Annotated in this window: 15 protein-coding genes; 6 read left to right on the top strand and 9 right to left on the bottom strand. The window is 44.9% G+C overall.

Features of this window, described 5'->3' with window-relative positions; genetic code table 11:
- Positions 1-111: 111 nt before the first annotated feature.
- Both Q0J48_RS03435 and Q0J48_RS03430 read left to right on the top strand, forming a co-directional pair.
- Positions 112-834, top strand: coding sequence for an ABC transporter ATP-binding protein (locus Q0J48_RS03435; RefSeq protein ID WP_296241660.1), 723 nt, complete (start codon positions 112-114; stop codon positions 832-834).
- The gene (locus tag Q0J48_RS03430) at positions 827-2,461 is read left to right on the top strand and encodes a hypothetical protein (RefSeq protein WP_296241659.1); all 1,635 of its coding nucleotides are present in this window, start codon (positions 827-829) and stop codon (positions 2,459-2,461) included. Before Q0J48_RS03435 ends, Q0J48_RS03430 begins: the two co-directional genes overlap by 8 nt.
- Positions 2,462-2,490: 29 nt before the next feature.
- On the opposite strand, the gene trxA is transcribed toward Q0J48_RS03430, so the two are convergent.
- Both trxA and Q0J48_RS03420 read right to left on the bottom strand, forming a co-directional pair.
- The gene (gene trxA, locus Q0J48_RS03425) at positions 2,491-2,799 is read right to left on the bottom strand and encodes a thioredoxin (protein WP_296241658.1); all 309 of its coding nucleotides are present in this window, start codon (positions 2,797-2,799) and stop codon (positions 2,491-2,493) included.
- A gap of 31 nt (positions 2,800-2,830) precedes the next feature.
- Positions 2,831-3,712, bottom strand: coding sequence for a Cof-type HAD-IIB family hydrolase (locus tag Q0J48_RS03420; protein WP_296241656.1), 882 nt, complete (start codon positions 3,710-3,712; stop codon positions 2,831-2,833).
- A 159-nt stretch (positions 3,713-3,871) separates the two neighbouring features.
- Here Q0J48_RS03420 and Q0J48_RS03415 point away from each other — a divergent pair, with 159 nt between their 5' ends.
- From Q0J48_RS03415 to Q0J48_RS03400, 4 genes are all read left to right on the top strand, one after another.
- The gene (locus tag Q0J48_RS03415) at positions 3,872-5,131 is read left to right on the top strand and encodes a methionine gamma-lyase family protein (protein ID WP_296241654.1); all 1,260 of its coding nucleotides are present in this window, start codon (positions 3,872-3,874) and stop codon (positions 5,129-5,131) included.
- Positions 5,132-5,285: 154 nt separating this feature from the next.
- Positions 5,286-6,677 carry a 6-phospho-beta-glucosidase gene (locus Q0J48_RS03410; RefSeq protein WP_296241653.1) on the top strand — a complete coding sequence of 464 codons (1,392 nt, stop codon included), beginning with the start codon at positions 5,286-5,288 and terminating at the stop codon, positions 6,675-6,677.
- Positions 6,678-6,760: 83 nt separating this feature from the next.
- Positions 6,761-7,600 carry a hypothetical protein gene (locus tag Q0J48_RS03405; protein ID WP_296241651.1) on the top strand — a complete coding sequence of 280 codons (840 nt, stop codon included), beginning with the start codon at positions 6,761-6,763 and terminating at the stop codon, positions 7,598-7,600.
- A gap of 49 nt (positions 7,601-7,649) precedes the next feature.
- Positions 7,650-8,756 (top strand): hypothetical protein, encoded by a 1,107-nt coding sequence (locus tag Q0J48_RS03400; protein ID WP_296241649.1) that lies wholly within the window; start codon positions 7,650-7,652, stop codon positions 8,754-8,756.
- Here the strand turns inward: Q0J48_RS03400 and Q0J48_RS03395 are convergent.
- The 7 genes from Q0J48_RS03395 to purF all read right to left on the bottom strand — a co-directional run.
- Positions 8,753-9,499, bottom strand: a complete 747-nt coding sequence (locus tag Q0J48_RS03395) for an SDR family NAD(P)-dependent oxidoreductase (protein WP_183375390.1) — start codon at positions 9,497-9,499, stop codon at positions 8,753-8,755. The two genes, Q0J48_RS03400 and Q0J48_RS03395, sit on opposite strands and share 4 nt — an antisense overlap.
- A gap of 20 nt (positions 9,500-9,519) precedes the next feature.
- On the bottom strand, positions 9,520-10,077 hold the full coding sequence (gene efp, locus Q0J48_RS03390) for an elongation factor P (protein WP_183375388.1): 558 nt from the start codon (positions 10,075-10,077) through the stop codon (positions 9,520-9,522).
- A 70-nt stretch (positions 10,078-10,147) separates the two neighbouring features.
- The gene (pnuC, locus tag Q0J48_RS03385; protein WP_296241645.1) at positions 10,148-11,377 is read right to left on the bottom strand and encodes a nicotinamide riboside transporter PnuC; all 1,230 of its coding nucleotides are present in this window, start codon (positions 11,375-11,377) and stop codon (positions 10,148-10,150) included.
- Positions 11,378-11,496: 119 nt separating this feature from the next.
- On the bottom strand, positions 11,497-12,489 hold the full coding sequence (locus Q0J48_RS03380) for a DUF3089 domain-containing protein (protein ID WP_296241643.1): 993 nt from the start codon (positions 12,487-12,489) through the stop codon (positions 11,497-11,499).
- An 11-nt stretch (positions 12,490-12,500) separates the two neighbouring features.
- The gene (locus tag Q0J48_RS03375) at positions 12,501-14,168 is read right to left on the bottom strand and encodes a hypothetical protein (RefSeq protein ID WP_296241642.1); all 1,668 of its coding nucleotides are present in this window, start codon (positions 14,166-14,168) and stop codon (positions 12,501-12,503) included.
- Between the two features lie 100 nt (positions 14,169-14,268).
- Complete coding sequence (locus tag Q0J48_RS03370; protein WP_296241640.1) at positions 14,269-15,984, bottom strand: ammonium transporter; 1,716 nt, start codon at positions 15,982-15,984, stop codon at positions 14,269-14,271.
- A 262-nt stretch (positions 15,985-16,246) separates the two neighbouring features.
- Positions 16,247-17,293: amidophosphoribosyltransferase (purF, locus tag Q0J48_RS03365; RefSeq protein ID WP_296241638.1), on the bottom strand; the 1,047-nt coding region annotated here is incomplete at its 5' end.

Here is a 17,293-nt window from a genome sequence, read left to right as displayed (position 1 = left end):
AAGAACTCCTTCTTGAAAACAAAAACCAAATATTTATATAATCTTAACTATATAGACCTATTGCCTACCCCCCCCCGGTGGTAAAATAGGTCGCATAAGGAGAGTTTGCTTATGATAGAAATCAAAAATGTCACAAAACGCTTTGGGGAAAAGACGGCGGTCGATCATCTGAACCTGAATGTCCCTACCGGATGTATCGTAGGATTTATCGGTCCCAACGGTGCCGGCAAGACAACGACGATCCATATGATGACCGGTGTCTTGATGCCCGATGAAGGAGAGATCACCTTAAACGGCAAAAATATCGTGACCCAGCCGGTGGAAGCCAAACGCGAGTTTGGTCTGGTCCCCGACAGTCCGGATCTCTTTTTACGGTTGACCGGCATGGAATATATCCAATTCATGGCCGATATTTACCATATCGATACCCAGACCAGAAACGAGCGCATCAAAAAGTTTGCCCAAGATTTTGAAATGGAAAGTTCGTTATCCGAACGCATGTCCAGTTATTCGCACGGGATGCGTCAAAAAGCGATCCTGATCGCCACCCTCGTCTGCAATCCGAACATCTGGATCCTGGATGAACCGATGACCGGTCTGGATCCGGCATCGTCTTATCGTTTAAAAGAGCTGATGAAAGAACATGCCCGCCAGGGAAATACAGTTTTCTTCTCGACCCATGTGCTGGAGGTGGCCGAAAAACTCTGTGATCAGATCTTGATCATCGACCATGGAAAACTGCGTTTTAACGGCACTCTAGAAGAATTGCGCCAAGCTTACCAAGATCAAGAGACCCTCGAAGAGATCTTCCTGGAGGTCACCAAAGATGCGTGACTTTCTGATCTTGACCAAGGCTCTGTATAAAGCCAACTACGGCATGGATCTCAAATCCAAACAGGGACGCAAAGGCATCATCACCGCCATCGTCCTGATCATTTGCCTGCTACCGACATTTGCCTTGATCTTCAATATGTTTTTAGAAGGCTTTCGCTTACAGCTCTTTGATTTGATGATCATGGAGATGGGATTTGCCTGCATTTGTTTTTTGATGTTATGGACAGCGCTGTTTGTCTTTCCCTCTGTCTTCTATTTTTCCAACGATCTGGAACACCTCCTGGTGCTGCCGATCTCAGGAAAAACGATCGTAGCCGGTAAATTTGTAATCGTCTATATTTCATTGATGCTGGTGGCATGCATTGGAATGCTGCCGATCCTGGTCGCCTATATCATGGCCGGCCATGCCTCGGCTGCTTCGATCTTATTTTATCTTCCGCAGATCTTTTTGATCGGCTTGCCGACCACGCTTGTCGTCTGCATCTTTTGGATGATCCTGATGCGCTTATTGCCGTTTTTCAAAAATAAAGACCGTTTCAATATGATCACCGGTGTGCTGTCGATTGGACTGGCTATCGTGATAGGACTGGCTTCCAGTCAGCTGGGCTATAATTTTGAAGACCCGGTTCTTTTGATCCAAACCTTGGCCAATGATCCGGAAGGGATCATGCGCATCGTCCAGATCTTCTTCAATGTCTCGTTTGCGGCCCGCTCCATCGTGGAATGTTCGATCGTGGATTTTTTGATCACAGTCGCAATCTTGGTTCTCTGCATGGCCATCTTCCTTTTTGTGGCAGACAAGCTGTATTTAAGTTCTGCCCGGGATGCCCGCAGTTCTGTTTCGACCCGGAAAAAACAAGTCTCTTACCGGAAACAAGGGTCGATCTGGATCAACTATGCGAAGGTTGAATTTCTTCGCCTGATTCGCACACCCGCTTATATGGCCAACTGTGTGCTTTCTTCTTTAGTGATGCCCATCATGTTTATCGCGATGATGCTGGTGATGCCGATCAAAGAAGATCTTCGTCCCGTATTGGAAACGATCGATCTTCCGTCTTTGATCAACTTGCCGCTCGTTTTGATGATTGCCGGGGCCGGCATCGGATTCTTTGCCGGCAGTCTGAACGGGATCAGCGCGACTGCCTTCTCCCGGGAAGGAAAGAATCTGGATTTTGTGAAATATGTCCCTTTGGATTTCACAAAACAAGTCTTGATCAAAGAATCCATCGGGATCTTGTTTTCTTTGTTGACATGCATCTTGATGCTGATCAGCGTACATATCGTTGTTCCTTATCCGCTTTGGTATGACGTGTTCTTTGTACTGGGTGCTTTGATCACTTCCGTTTTGGTCAATGCGATCGCCATCTTTGTCGATGGTCTGCATCCGAAAACCGACTGGGAAGATGAAACTCATGCCATCAAAAACAACATGAATGTCATTTTGGAATTTGTGATCTCCTGGGCCATTCTGGCCGTGGTGGTGATCCCGTTCTTTGTGATCGACCTGGCCGCTTATTGGGAGATCTATGCGATCGGGATGCTGATCGTACTGACCATTCTATCGATTCTGTTTGTGCTGGTGACCCCGAAGATCATCCTGAAACATCTGATGCAATCCAGCTCATAAAAAAAGCGCTCATTTCGAGCGTTTTTTTCTTAGAGAGCGGCTTCGATACGAGCCACCAGCTGGGCTTCCGGCATATAGCCGGAAAAGGCTGTTGCTTGTTTGCCGTTTTTGAACAAGATCATGGTCGGCACTGCCATGACACCAAATTTTTGCGCCAGTTCCGGGCTTTGATCCACATCGACCTTTACGATCTTGACTCTTCCTTCCAATGTTTGGGCCGCACTTTCCAGTACAGGCGAAAGCATCTTGCAAGGTCCGCACCAAGTCGCAAAGAAGTCTACGAGAACGGCGTCTTCTTTCATATATTGTTCAAATTGATTTCTGTTAATGATTTCCATACGTTTCACCATCGCTTTCTATGGTTTTATTTTAGCGTTTCGAGCGGCGCAAGTCCATTTCTTTGCCCGCCAACAACAAATCGATCGTTTTTCCGATCCCATTGTTCAAATTCGTATCTGCCACATAATCGGCAACCGCTTTGACTTCCTCCATCGCATTGCCCATCGCAACGCCGATTCCGACTTGTTCGATCATCTGAATATCATTTTGTGCATCCCCGAAAGCCATGATCTCATCCATCGTAAAACCGCCCCGCTGACAGATCTTTTTCAAGGCACTGGCTTTGGATACCCCTTTAGGCATGATCTCCAGCCAGGTCGGACCAATCAATAAAACATCATAGTCAGATAAGGCTTTTTTCAGATCTTCTAAATGTTCTTCAAAGAATTCTGCCGTATGGACCATGATCACCTTATTGATATCCTGGGTCAACTCGATCTCTTTATAAGGAAGGTCGATGAAATTGCGGTGGGGTCCGCCTTTTTTCAGCCCGTAATCCATCGGCTGTCCTTCTTTTTTCTCCCGTTCGATCTTCTTTTCGCGATTGGCTTGTGAGATATAGCTGTAGAAATCGTATCCGCAACAAAAGATTCCTTCGATATCAAATCGTTTACAAACTTGCTGGATCTTCAACCCATCTTCCGGCAATAAGACATCATCCAGATCGTATTCTTTCTTTTCAAAATCATAGATGATCTGCCCATTGACCAAAGCCAGGTAATGATTCCCTTTGTCGAGTCCCAACGGTTCATATACAAAAGAAGTACCGTTTTTATCGCGCCCGCTGGCAATCACGATATGCATACCCTGCTCCATCGCCCGAAAAATCGAAGCCTTCGTGCGCGGGTCGATCTCTTTTTGATCATTTAATAACGTTCCATCCAAATCAAATGCCAAACAACGTATCGTCATATTTGATTCCTTCCTTTTCTACCTCCCCATTATAGCACGCCATAAAATCTCTCTTCCCAGAAGAGTATCGTTTTTATCAAGATTTTACTTTTTTTCTTTTCTATGCATCTCTTTTGATTTGTGTATAATAAGGGATGTGAAAATTTTAAGGAGCTTGTTATGATCTTAGAAAAAATCGATAAAGATTTATTAAAAATGGCCGAAGAATCGGAAACCGTTCTCAAAGACATCTATCAGAGCATTGATGATGTCTGTCTGTATAACTCGAATCGGATCTTATCGGCCTTTATAGAAAACGGCGTGTCCTACTCTGACTTTGCGGATATCAACGGCTATGGAAACTACGATGAAGGCCGCGACAAGATCGAAAAGATCTTTGCCTCGGTGTTGGGCTGCGAAGATGCCCTGGTCCGCCCCCAGATCATGAGCGGGACCAACGCGCTGTATCTGGCCCTTTCGGCCTTGTTGAAACACGGCGACACCATGATCTCCTTGTCGGGAGCCCCCTATGACTCGCTGCAGGAAATGATCGGGCTATATGGGACTTCTACCCAGTCTTTAAAAGCCAATGGCGTTCGTTATGAACAAATCGATCTGGTCAACGACGACTTTGATGAAGAAACGATCCTCAAACGCCTCCAGGAACACAATGTACGCCTGGTAGAGATCCAGCGATCCCGCGGCTATTCGCATCGTTTATCCTTGAGCATTCAAAAGATGGAGCGCATCATCCGAAAGATCCACGAAGTCGACCCGGAAGTCATCGTCATGGTGGACAACTGCTATGGCGAACTCGTTGAAAAGCTGGAACCCGGACATATCGGAGCCGATATCGTCGTGGGTTCTTTGATGAAAAACTTGGGCGGCGGCATTGCGTCGACCGGCGGTTATGTAGCGGGGCGAAAAGATCTGATCCATAGGGTTGCCGAACGCTTGACCGCTCCTGGCATCGGAAAAAGCTTAGGGGCCAATTTCAACTTGAACCTTTCCTTTTTCAAAGGAATCTTCATGGCACCCAACGCGGTCAAAAGCGCTTTGAAAACAGCTGTCTTTTCGGCATATATGCTGGAAAAACTCGGCTATCAAAATGTATCTCCGGCTTACGATGAACCAAGGACCGATATCATCCAGACCTTGGAACTGGGCACCAAAGAAAACCTTGTTCATTTTACCCAAGGCATCCAATCCACCAGCCCGATCGATTCCTTCGTGCACGTCTTGCCCGCGCCAATGCCTGGCTACCCGTTTGATGAAGTCATGGCGGCCGGAAGCTTTACACAAGGCAGTACCATTGAACTGAGTGCCGATGCCCCGGTCGTAGAGCCTTACACCTTGTATATGCAGGGCGGTCTGACCTTTGAATATGGAAAGCTGTCGATCTTATTGGCGCTGACCAACATCAAGAATCAAGCTCAATAAACCACCAGCCGGTGGTTTTTTCTTTGCGTTTCAAAAAGTTCCAAAAAACAATAAGACTTGCCTGCTTCTTTGAAACTTCCTTTTCTACCGTTCTTCGAATCCTTGTGCTTTTTGGATTCTTGTACTATGTTGAAATCACAAGGAGGATCACAAGATGAAACAAGGAATCAAGATCGTGACTATTGGCGGCGGAAGCAGTTATACGCCGGAACTCATGGAAGGATTTATCAAACGCTACCCCGAACTTCCGATTCGGGAAATTTGGCTGGTCGATGTCGAAAAGGGAAAAGAAAAAGTAGAGATCGATGCCGCCATGGCAAGAAGAATGTGGAAAAAGGCCGGATACGATGTCCATATCCATACCACCATGGACCGCAAAGAAGCCCTTCAGGATGCCGACTTTGTGACCACGCAATTTCGCGTCGGCTTTTTGGAAGCCCGCATCAAAGACGAACGGATCCCTTTGTCGTATGGCATGTTAGGGCAGGAAACCAACGGGGCCGGTGGGATCTTTAAAGCTTTCCGTACGATCCCGGTGATCCTGGATATCGTCCAAGATATGAAGGAAGTCTGTCCGAACGCCTGGCTGATCAACTTCACCAATCCCAGCGGCATGGTAACCGAAGCCGTGATCCGCTATGGATGCTGGGACAAAGTCATCGGTTTATGCAACGTACCGGTGATTGCCATGATGAAAGAACCCGAAGCCATCCAAAAAGATCCGCAAGATCTGATCTATCAGTTTGTGGGCATCAATCATTTTCACTGGCATAAAGTCTATGACCGCTGCGGAAAGGAACTGACCCAAAAGGTCATCGACGCTTTGTTTGAAGGAAAGGATATCGGTTTGCCGGCCAACATCACCAACGTTCCTTTCTTCAAAGAACAGATTGAACAAATGCAGATGATCCCTTGCGGCTATCACCGCTATTACTATCGCCAGGAAGAAATGCTCGCCCATTCTCTAGAAGAATATGAAACTTTAGGCACTCGCGGTCAACAAGTCAAACAAACAGAAGAGCGCCTGTTTGAACTCTATCAAGATCCAAACCTCGACGACAAGCCCGAAGAGCTCAGCATGCGCGGCGGGGCCTATTACAGCGATGCCGCCTGTGAATGCATCAATTCCATCTACAACGATAAAAAGACTCACATGGTTGTCAGCACAAAAAATAAAGGCGCCGTCCCGGAACTGCCTGAAGACTGCGTCGTCGAAGTCAGCTCCATCATCACCGGCAAAGGAGCCATGCCGATTGCCTGGGGAAAATTGCCAAGTGCCCAAAGAGGCTGGCTTCAGGGCATGAAGGCTATGGAAGAGTGTACGATCGAAGCAGCTGTGACGGGAAATTACGGTCTGGCTTTGGAAGCGTTTGCCCTCAATCCGCTGATCCCGGCGGGTCAAAGTGCCAAAAATGTGTTGGATGAGCTGTTGATCGCTCATGAAAACTACTTGCCGCAATTTCAAGCGAAGATCGCTTCCTTAAAAGCCCAAGGGATCCAGATCAAAGATCCGGTTGTCGCCAAACTGGTGGAAGAAGGAAAATAATTTCGTCCTTTCTGTTGCATAGAACACCGATTCTAGTTCGGTTTCATGATAGAATAAGATCAACCACTAGAAAGGGATGTTCTATGCAGCTGTTTTATGAATTTGTGATCATGGCCTTTATCTTCTCCATCTTAGGATGGATCATGGAAGTCACTTTAAAATATATCCAATACCATCGTTTTATCGACCGGGGATTCCTGATCGGCCCTTATTGCCCCATCTATGGATTTGGGGTCGTCGGCGTTACGATCCTGGTCGGCGGTCTGATCGGCTGGAAAGGGACGATCCTAGAGACCTTTATGGCCGGCTTTGTGATCTGCGGTTTTCTGGAATACATGACCAGTTTCTACATGGAAAAAATGTTCCATGCCCGCTGGTGGGATTACTCGACAAAACCGATGAACTTGAATGGCCGGATCTGGATCGGCAATTTGATCTTGTTTGGAATTGCCTCCGTTGTGATCGTCCGCTTTATCGCGCCTCATTATTTTGAGTTTATCGATCAAATCGATCCTGTCATCTTAAGTGTTCTGGCATGGATCATCTTGATTTTCATGAGTGCCGATTATGTGCTATCGCATATCTTGATGAATATCGTCAAAAAGGAGATCGACAACACCGCTGGCGACAATACCGAAGAGATCTCTTTGCGGATGCATGAACTGTTGAAAAACCGCAGTCTGCTTCAAAGACGTATCTATCAGGCTTATCCAGACTTCAAGGCCATTCCTCAAGATCTAAAGGAACGCTATAAACAAGCCAAGAAAGAATACAAGGAAGCGCGCAAGGAACTGAAATCCGTTTTAACGCAACGTTTCAACGCCAATTTTGATACGGAGCTTTTCTTGAAAACGCGTGAAAATGCAGAGAAGAAATATAAAGAATTAAATGAGATCGCCAAAAATATTCGAAAACGATTCTAATTCAAGATTCGGAGCCTTTGAAAGGCTCCTTTTTTGATATACTAGATTCATGAAAAAACTGACACATTTCTTTTTGATCTTTGTATTCTGTCTATCCAGTCTTTTCGTCATGTCCGGATGTTCGCAAACTTATGACCAGAAAGAGCTCGCCATCTGGTTTCAGGAAAATATCATCGATGAAGATCTTTATATTTCAAAAACCTGTACCGAAAAAGAAAATGCCAGCGGCGGTATCGATACCGTTTGGCAAGCGCATCTCAAAGATCTGCCGGAAGTCTCGTTTGAGCTGATCGATCGCGAACGGATCCAGCTGTTTCGAAGCCATGAGATCGTCACAACCTATCACCAGGAAATGGGAAAGTATTATAGTGAACGATTCCAGAATGAATATCCAGCCGTTTTTGAAGGCTTAACTCTCGGTGTACCGACCGACAGTGATATCCCTTCTGTCAACGGAATGTATTCCAGCTTTTCAGAAATCCAAACTCTCTGCGAAAAAATGGAGAAATTCGAAGCCTATCTTGACCAGCAGCCTTATCCTTGTCTTATCCGCTACGGCATCGCCTACCAGGAACCATTGACTTTTATCGCAGATAATGGAGGGCCTTCAGAAGAAGCCTTTATCGATCGACAGACTTATATCTTCTTAGAAAATGATGATCCCCAACTCAAAGAAGATACCTTATCTTCCCTGCTTCAGGAATGGTCTGAAAACTCCTTTGCCAACTATGCTCTGGCATATCAAATCGAGCTGGAAAGCTATCCAGACGAGCTCAAAAAAAAGAAGACTGAAAGTGATCAATCTTCTTTAACGATCGTCCGATCCGATGAAACTGAAATCCAATATGCCGATCTCTTTTTAACGCGGGAAAGTGATCTGTCATTTGGATGTTTCTTTGAAGTACTAAAACGCGAGGGCTCATATGAAGTCCAAGGATCTGCCAGCCAATTCAGCTTTACCGCCACAGATGGCTCCCGCTGTGCATTTTCCTATTCCTTCCAGGAAGCTTGCAGCCCGACTTCATACAACGATTGGCAATATTCAAAAGTTTTCTATTATACAAAAAAAGATGAAAAGATCTTATTGGATCATAAACCGGTGATTTCGCAAGACCTGTTTCAGGAGCTGACAGGAAATTCTTATCAACTTTCTTAACAGCTGCCAATCTGTCCGCCGTCAATACGGATCACGGTGTTGTTGATATAGTCCGCCTGATCACTGATCAAAAACCGAACCAGATAAGCGACTTCTTGCGGATCGCCATAACGTTTGACCATGATTTTTTCCACTTCTTCCTTTAAGAATTCCTCATCATAGCCGTCCAGTTCATTCTCGGTCCCGATAAATCCTGGCGCAATACAGTTGACATGCACATAAGGCCCCATTTCAAAAGCTAAGTTATGAGTCAAAGAAATCAAGGCCGCTTTAGAGGCATCATAATCGATGCACATAGGATAATATGTGTTGATGCCGTTGGTGGAAGCGATATTAATGATGCGCCCATATTCTTGTTTCAACATGTGTTCATAGACTCGCTTGCTGCAGTTGAAAGCACCTATGACATTCACATCCAAGGTTCTTCGAAATTCCTCGGCATTTTTTAGATGAAATAAATTCGAAAGATCGATCGCGGCATTGTTGATCAAGATATCAACTCCGCCTAACTGTTCTTCTACTTGTGTGATCATCTGATCCACTTGTTCGGGATCGGATACATCCGCCCCGATCGTTAAACAGCGGACCCCGAAGTTCTCGATGATCTCAGATTTCAAATCGGCAGCGGCTTGTTGGGAAGTATGATAATTGATCACGATATCATACTGATGCTTTGCGAGTTCCCAGGCAATAGCTTTCCCGATTCCTTGGGCCGCTCCGGTAATCAATACAACTTTGTTCATAATGCGAAAAAGAAGAGCTCTTAAGCTCTTCCTGCGTATTTCCCATCCGTTGAGAACACAACGATCTTTTCGCCCGGTTCGATAAACTGAGGAACTCGTAAAGAAAGTCCCGTATCGGTTACCGCATCTTTGGTCTGGTTTGATGGTGCCCCTTTGATGGCGGCATCGGTTTCTGCCACGGTCAATTCTACTTTTTCCGGAACTGATACCGACAACAACATGCCGTCAAAGAACATCAAAGATACTTCTGCACCTTCTACGATGAAATACTTATTGAAGCCGATCTGATCTTCGGACAGTTCATAAGTATCGTAGGTTTCCATATCCATGAAATAATACATGGAATCTGCCGAATAAGAATATTGTGCTGTCTTCTTAGAAATATTTGCCTGTTCAAATTTTGTATTGGCATTGAAGTTACGTTCCTGAATATTTCCTGTCTTCAGATTCTTCATCTTCGTTTTTAAGATCGCAGCCCCTTTTCCTGGTTTTACATGTTGGAAATCCAACACTTGCCAAGGATCTCCATCTACGATCAACGTTAATCCTGTTCTAAAATCTCCTGCCGAAATTGCCATAATATTCACTCCTCATATTTGTTTTACACGCTATATTGTAACAGTCCTGACCAACTTCCTCAAGAATTTATCAGAAGATCGATAACTTCTTCTCTTCCTGGTGCGATTTGATATATTGGCTCCATTTGATATAACCATACGTCGTATTGGTAAAATAGCCCAGTTTCAAAATCAATAAGACATATTGTCCTGAGATCACATTGATGACAGCCTCCAAGGCCGCACAGATATACCAGGCGATCCACTGTTCCCGGAAGCGGAAAAAGATAAACAATCCGTTGGCGATCCCTACCGCGGAAGCACAGGCATCGATATAGATGATGGCGGTTTCTAGTGATTGATTATGATAGAAATCGGTCGCAATATCTAATCCGCTGATCAAATATCCTACGACAACGGTCCAAATGACGATCCCCGCAATGACCAGAACTTCTTGCCATCCTTTTAAACGGCGTACCACCGTCAATTCATCTTCCTGCTGGTCTTTATGGCGCGACCAGTTGATGTAGCTGATGATATCGATCGGCAGCCAGAACAACAACGTCGTCGCCAAGGTCGCAAACCGATACATTAAAACCAGCGACATTACGATCTCCGTGATCTCCACCAGTACAGAGACTAAGAAGTTATACCTGGATTGTTTCGAAATTAATAATTCACATAAAATATTTAAGAACGTATCCAGCAGATACAGCCACATGATCAGGATCCCGTTGATCCCGTTGGCACTTTCTTCCGGAAAGAGAACCGAGAAGATCGTAGCCAGGACCATGATGGATAAAAACCATGATTTTTCATAGGTCGTAAACTGCCGGGAAAAGAGCATCATGATCAAAACCGACAACACCAGGATCACTGCCGCGTTCGCAAAGTTGAAAACCGGCATCGTTTCGTTGGCCATGGTTTGTTCATAAGCGTATTGCGCCTGCGATAGAGATACATCCTGATGATCAAAATAAAGAGTCATATCGTTAGGGCCTTTAAATTCATAGGCGGTGATGGTTTGTGCATCCAATTGTTCGTATTCTTCATATGGATAGGTGATCACCATGGTCTGGTCGCCGTTGCGATAGGTGACATCACACATCGCATTTTCTTCCCCGTCATAGTCTTCGAGGCTGGTATCTCGTGTCATTTCCACAGACTGCACATAAGTCAGTTCTTCTACCTGCGTGTTGACCTTGGAAAGTCCCCAGCCGTAAGAGGCAAGCGAGCCGATGATCAAAAGAATCAAGACAAAGATCTCGATCGTTCTGACCTTTTTATTCGGTTCTATATTTTTTTGAAAAAAAGTGTTCATAAAAGCTCCCTTCTTAATCAAAATTCCGATTTTCTAAAGCGGGTTTATTATAATAAATATCAACATTTTTGTAAATTTTTATCCAAGAAAAGACCACGCTTGAGAAAACAAAAAAGCCCTCAAAGGGCTGATTGATCCAGATAAGCATCCATGCGCTTATCTACATTCTCCTGTAAGTTTCTATAGAAGAATTGATAGTCATACAAATGATAGATTCCCTCTTCAAAGATCGAAAGACCTGCCGGATACTCTTTAGCCGTCACATCGGTCACTTTTAAGGCCCCTCGTTCTTCATCGATATAAGCGCCCGTTAATGCGGGGATCTCCTGGTTGATCTGTCCGTCATAATCTGTAAAACAGGCACCTTGATTCAAGGATCGATCTGCGAATGTACTATCGGTTTTCCAATTCAACGGATTAATGGCATAGGAGCGCGACCCTTCCGGGATCATCAAAGAATCCTCAATCTCCTCCGCTTCACTGTTAAAAGAGATAATGACTCCGGTATCGGTTTCATTCTGTGCCATCTTTAATTGGGGATAATTCTTCAGATCTTCCTCCGTGATCTGCCAGCCGATCGCATAACAGGCAATCAAAAGCTCCTGGACAGAATGATCATCAAAAACATCTTTTAACAACCGTATACACATATCCGCCCCCTGCGAGAACCCGGCCAATACAATCGGGCGATTCTGATTGTAGTGATCCAGATAATAGACAAAGGCTTCTTTCACATCTTGATATGCAATCTCTAAATAAGGTTCTCTTTCCTGCGGTGTCATTTCATAAACATTCAACCCGATTTGTTGATAGAAGGGCGCAAAGAAACGCGTATCTTCATCATCATAGATGTCTTTTTCCATATTGATGGCTCCCACAAAACTTTCTTTTGTTTCGGCATCTTCTAAAGACATATTATAAGAATTTTCATCTCCGCTAAAAACCGAAGGACAGATAAAGAAGATATCTGCCTCCGGATTCGAAACATCCGTTTCCAGATAAGCCCAATTCTCTTCTTTGGCATAGATACAGCTGTCTTGACACCCGGTAAGATTGAGTCCTATGCATAAACAAAGAATCAATAGAACAGAACGAATCCTTTTTCCCGTCATGACAAAACCCCCTATTTTCTTTCGATCTTTTGGATCGTATTGACATCTTCCGACGGGATATAGGAGATCGAAACTTCATCCCCGGCTTTTAAGAACGCCACAATATCTTCATTTTTAGAGGATAACGTGATCTTATAGCGGTTGTTCTCGGTATCGGTGATAAAACATTTGGTCGCCTCGTCAATCGTCAAGATCTGGACGGTATTGATCTTAATATCCTTGGTCTTCAGATCTTCTTCATCCGGAGCGTTCCCGCCTTCAAGGGCGATGAAATTCTTCTTCAGATTTTCAAATCCCTCATCCGAAGAGATCGTTGCCACCTTTTGATAATCGCTGGCATCGACCATCGCATACATCTTGATCAATCCGCTGTCGTCTTTTAAGGCCATCATATAGACCGGATGTCCATTGACATTGACAAGCAGCGGGAATGTCGAAGTATAGCCGTAGTTCTTGACTTCCCCTTCGGCCGAAGCCATGGCACTGGTTTCATTGGCACCCGGAGAAGTGATCTTCATCGCTTCATGGGTCCTTAAATTGACTAGGACAAAACCTAAGTTACTGGAATCTTTATTGGCCGATGTAATGCCTGAATAAATATAGATGTCGCCATCTTGTTCTAAATAATTGTAGCCCTCGCTAGTATACGTGACATTCTTTTGCCCGATGATCGAATTGATAAATCCGTTCTGAAGAGAACCGTTCTGATCGACTTGTTCTGTCACCAGTGACTCCGGATAGATGCGATCGACCCATGTCGGTGCATCCAGGACATCATCGTATTTGGTCGATTCGCCTGTGATCGGATCAAACAATACCACACCCGATACGGTCTTGCGGCTTTCAAAAGCCGCATAATCATAGGTTGTACAAATATACCAAGGATGTCCTTCTTCATCGATCTCAAAAGACGGATCTCCAAAGATCGTCGTTGGATACTGCATCTGCAGCTTACGATACAGATCATAATTAAAATAACCCGAAGGTACGTATTTCATACCGTCCAATCCAAGATCCGACAAGCGAACCAATTCCGCTTCCCCGGTTACCGAATTGACCAGGATATAGGCAGGGATCCCTTCTTTATAGTTTCCCATGAATTTAAAGAATCCTGCATATTCCAAAGGCGTGACCCGATACACGCTGTCTTTATAAGAGATCTGTGTATATTCCGTGCTGACTTCAAACTGCGATACCAGCTCCGGCATCTCTCCCATAACGCGGTCGCCTAAAACGATCGTAGAATCACGATCGATGATCGGCGTTTTCGTGAAGTCCACTTCCTTGACTTTATCAAAATCGACATTTTGGATCTCGATTCGATTCGCAAAGGATTTGGCCATGAAGATTGGGCTGCAGATCAGCATCGATCCGCCGGCCCACAAGATGCCCGCTAAGATCACAATGGATACAAACGTTCCCAAGATGGATTTCTTGCCGGTATCATACACAATTTGTTTCGGCTCAAAAAACAAAGAAAGGATCCAGATCAAAACGAGTCCATAGACAACATAGGAAAAGAAAAAGACGGTTTTGATATTCAAGACCGGATGATTGAAATAATAATAGATGGCTCCTGCCAAAAGCCAGCCCACTAACAGAAGGATCTTGGTCTTCATATTTTGCGGACGAGGCAAGGGATTTTTAAAATTAGAATAAAAATTAAAACGCTTTTTCATAGTACACAAATCGCTCCTAAACTTTACGTCCATTGTATCAAAGTCCGCCTAAAGATGGTATTAATCCAAAAAAAGGATCCGTAAACTTGGATCCCTTCATTCATTCTTCATCTTGCAAGGCAGCTTGTCCTTGTTCTCCTGTACGTACCTTGATGACGTTTTCCACATCATAGATAAAGATCTTGCCATCCCCAATATGTCCGGTGTATAAAACCTTTTTCGCTGTATCGATCACCGCATCCACCGGAACGGTGCCGACAACGATATCCACCTGGATCTTCGGCAAAAGATTGGCTTCCACAGGTGCCCCGCGATAATATTCTAATTTTCCTTTCTGTGCTCCATAACCCAGAACATGCGATACTGTCATCCCGGTAATGCCGATCGAGGCCATGGCCGATTTCAGCGCTTCCAATTTCGATTCTTTACAAATGATCTCTACCTTTTTGATCAGAGAGCCCTGTGTCCGATCTTTTACTGGAATCGTCTGAGATACCGGCAGATTACCCTGCTTCTCGCTTTCTTCTTCCAGATCATAATCGATATTTTCAACGGCCGGCATAAAATCCGGATAAGCGTAGTTACCATGTTCTCCAATATCTAATCCGGCAATCTCTTCTTCGCGAGATACACGGATCCCCACTGTCTTTTTCAAGATCCACCAAATAACGTAAGTGCTCACAAACACAAAAGCGCCCACCGCAAGGATCCCTAACAGCTGGATTCCCAAGGGTCCAAAGCCACCGCCATAGAATAATCCATTTGTTGCCGACAGACTCGTAACACCTTCCTGGGCAAACAATCCTACACAGATCGTCCCAAAAACACCGCACCCCAGATGAACCGATGTGGCTCCTACCGGATCATCCACTTTGATCCGATCAAAGAACAAGACCAAAAAGACAACGAGTATGCCCGCTAAAGCACCGATGATCATAGAATCTGTAATCGAAATATAAGCACAGCCTCCGGTAATGGCCACCAGCCCGGCCAGACAGCCGTTGATCGTCATGCCTAGATCCGGCTTCCCGATAAAGATCCACGAAGTGATCGTCGATGTCAAAACAGCCATAATGGCGGATGTATTGGTCGTCATCAAAATATGCATCACATCGGAAGGGTTCTGAAAACTCATCGTAGACCCTGGATTGAATCCAAACCAGCCTAACCACAAGACAAAGAGTCCAATCACTGCCAAAGACATGTTGTGTCCGGGAATGGCCTTAGGCTTTCCGTCTTTTCCATACTTTCCAATCCGCGGGCCTAAGATGATGGCTCCGGCAAGAGCGGCCCATCCGCCCAGCGAATGAACCACGGTATCGCCCGCAAAATCTAGAAAGCCCAGATCCGCAAGCCAGCCGCCGCCCCAAACCCAGTGACCAACAATGGGATAAATAATCAAGGTCAGTACAAAGGAAAAGAGGATGAAAGAAACATATTTGATTCTTTCGGCCACCGCTCCTGAAACAATCGTGGCAGCCGTTCCGCAAAAGACTAACTGAAAGAAGAATTTTCCCCAGAATGGGACATTGGATGTCAAGGTATCGTTATAAAACGATACATCGTTGGAGCCTAAAATAAACAGATGTTCCGTTCCAATCAATCCATTGTCCCCGCCAAACATCAATCCCCATCCCAGCAGCATGAAGCCCAATGAAGATACCGCAAAAACGATAAAGTTTTTCGATAAAATATTCACCGTGTTCTTAGACCTTGCCATGCCGGCCTCTACCGACGCAAAGCCAAGATTCATAAAGAAAACCAAGACAGCCGCTACTAAGACCCAAAACGTGTCTATCACCATACTCATTTCCATAAATCGATTCCTCCTTATCTCTCTCTAAAATGATCCTCTTTTAATTTTTTCGAATCAGTGATTTATCTCCTCCTTTTCTGAAAAGGAAATAAAAATAAAAGGCAAAGATTTCCTCGCTCTATACGATGGACACCTTTGCCTCTGATTGATCTTCTATTCTTATTTCCTTTTATAAAAGAAAAAGGCATCTTTAAGCACAAGTCTTAAAGACGCCTTTGCCTTTATAACTGAATTTATACAATGAGTTGGGGCAATTGTCAAATCATTTTTTGATTTCCGACAATCTTTGTTCAAAACGATCTTTTCGCGTATCCTTCGGGATCTTCGTCGGGTAATTGCCACTGAAACAGGCATCGCAAAATCCATTCTTTCCTGCCAGCTGATGCAAAGATTCAATCGGCAAATACCCTAAAGAATCCGCACCGATCTTTTGACAGATCTCATCCGTACGATAATGACAGGCAATCAAATGCTCCTGAGAGTCGATGTCCGTTCCATAAAAGCACGGATGAAGAAAGGGCGGCGAAGAAATGCGCACATGCACTTCTTTAGCTCCCGCTTCCCGAAGCAAGCCCACCACGCGTCCCATGGTGTTGCCGCGGACAATTGAATCATCCACTAAAACAACTCGTTTGTCCTTTACACTTTCTTCAATGGCCGCCAGTTTGATCTTTAAACCATCCAAGCGTTGGTCTTTTCCCGGCGAGATAAAGGTTCTTCCAATATATTTGTTTTTGATAAATCCCATCCCATACGGGATCCCCGATTCCATACTGAAACCTAAGGCTGCATCCAAGCCCGAATCGGGGGCGCCGATCACGATATCTGCCTCAACAGGATGCGTTTGTGCCAAGATTTTTCCCGCCTTGATCCGTGATGCATGGACCGATATCCCTTCGATCACAGAATCCGGGCGCGAAAAATAAATATATTCAAAGATACAGAGTTTTTCCGGCTGTTTGTGACAATGCTCCTGACGGGAGATCATTCCATTCGGACTAAAGATCAAGATCTCTCCCGGTTTTACATCCCGGATCACTTTGGCGCCAATTGCCTTTAAAGCACAGCTTTCCGAAGCCACTACGATCTTTCCATCCTCTGTCTTTCCATAACACAAGGGCCGAAACCCATAAGGATCCCGGGCACAAATCAGCTTCTGGGCCGACATCAAAACCAGAGAATAAGCTCCTTCCAGAATATGCATCGTCTGCGATACCGCTTCTTCGATCGAGGGCGTCTTCAGCCTTTCTTTAGTGATTAGATAAGCAATCAATTCCGTATCACTGGTCGTATGAAAGATCGCCCCTGT

Source organism: uncultured Faecalicoccus sp. (assembly GCF_944325745.1).
Lineage (GTDB): Bacteria > Bacillota_I > Bacilli_A > Erysipelotrichales > Erysipelotrichaceae > Faecalicoccus.
Note: the sequence above shows the minus strand (reverse complement) of the source record. Positions and strands in the feature narration are given on the sequence as shown.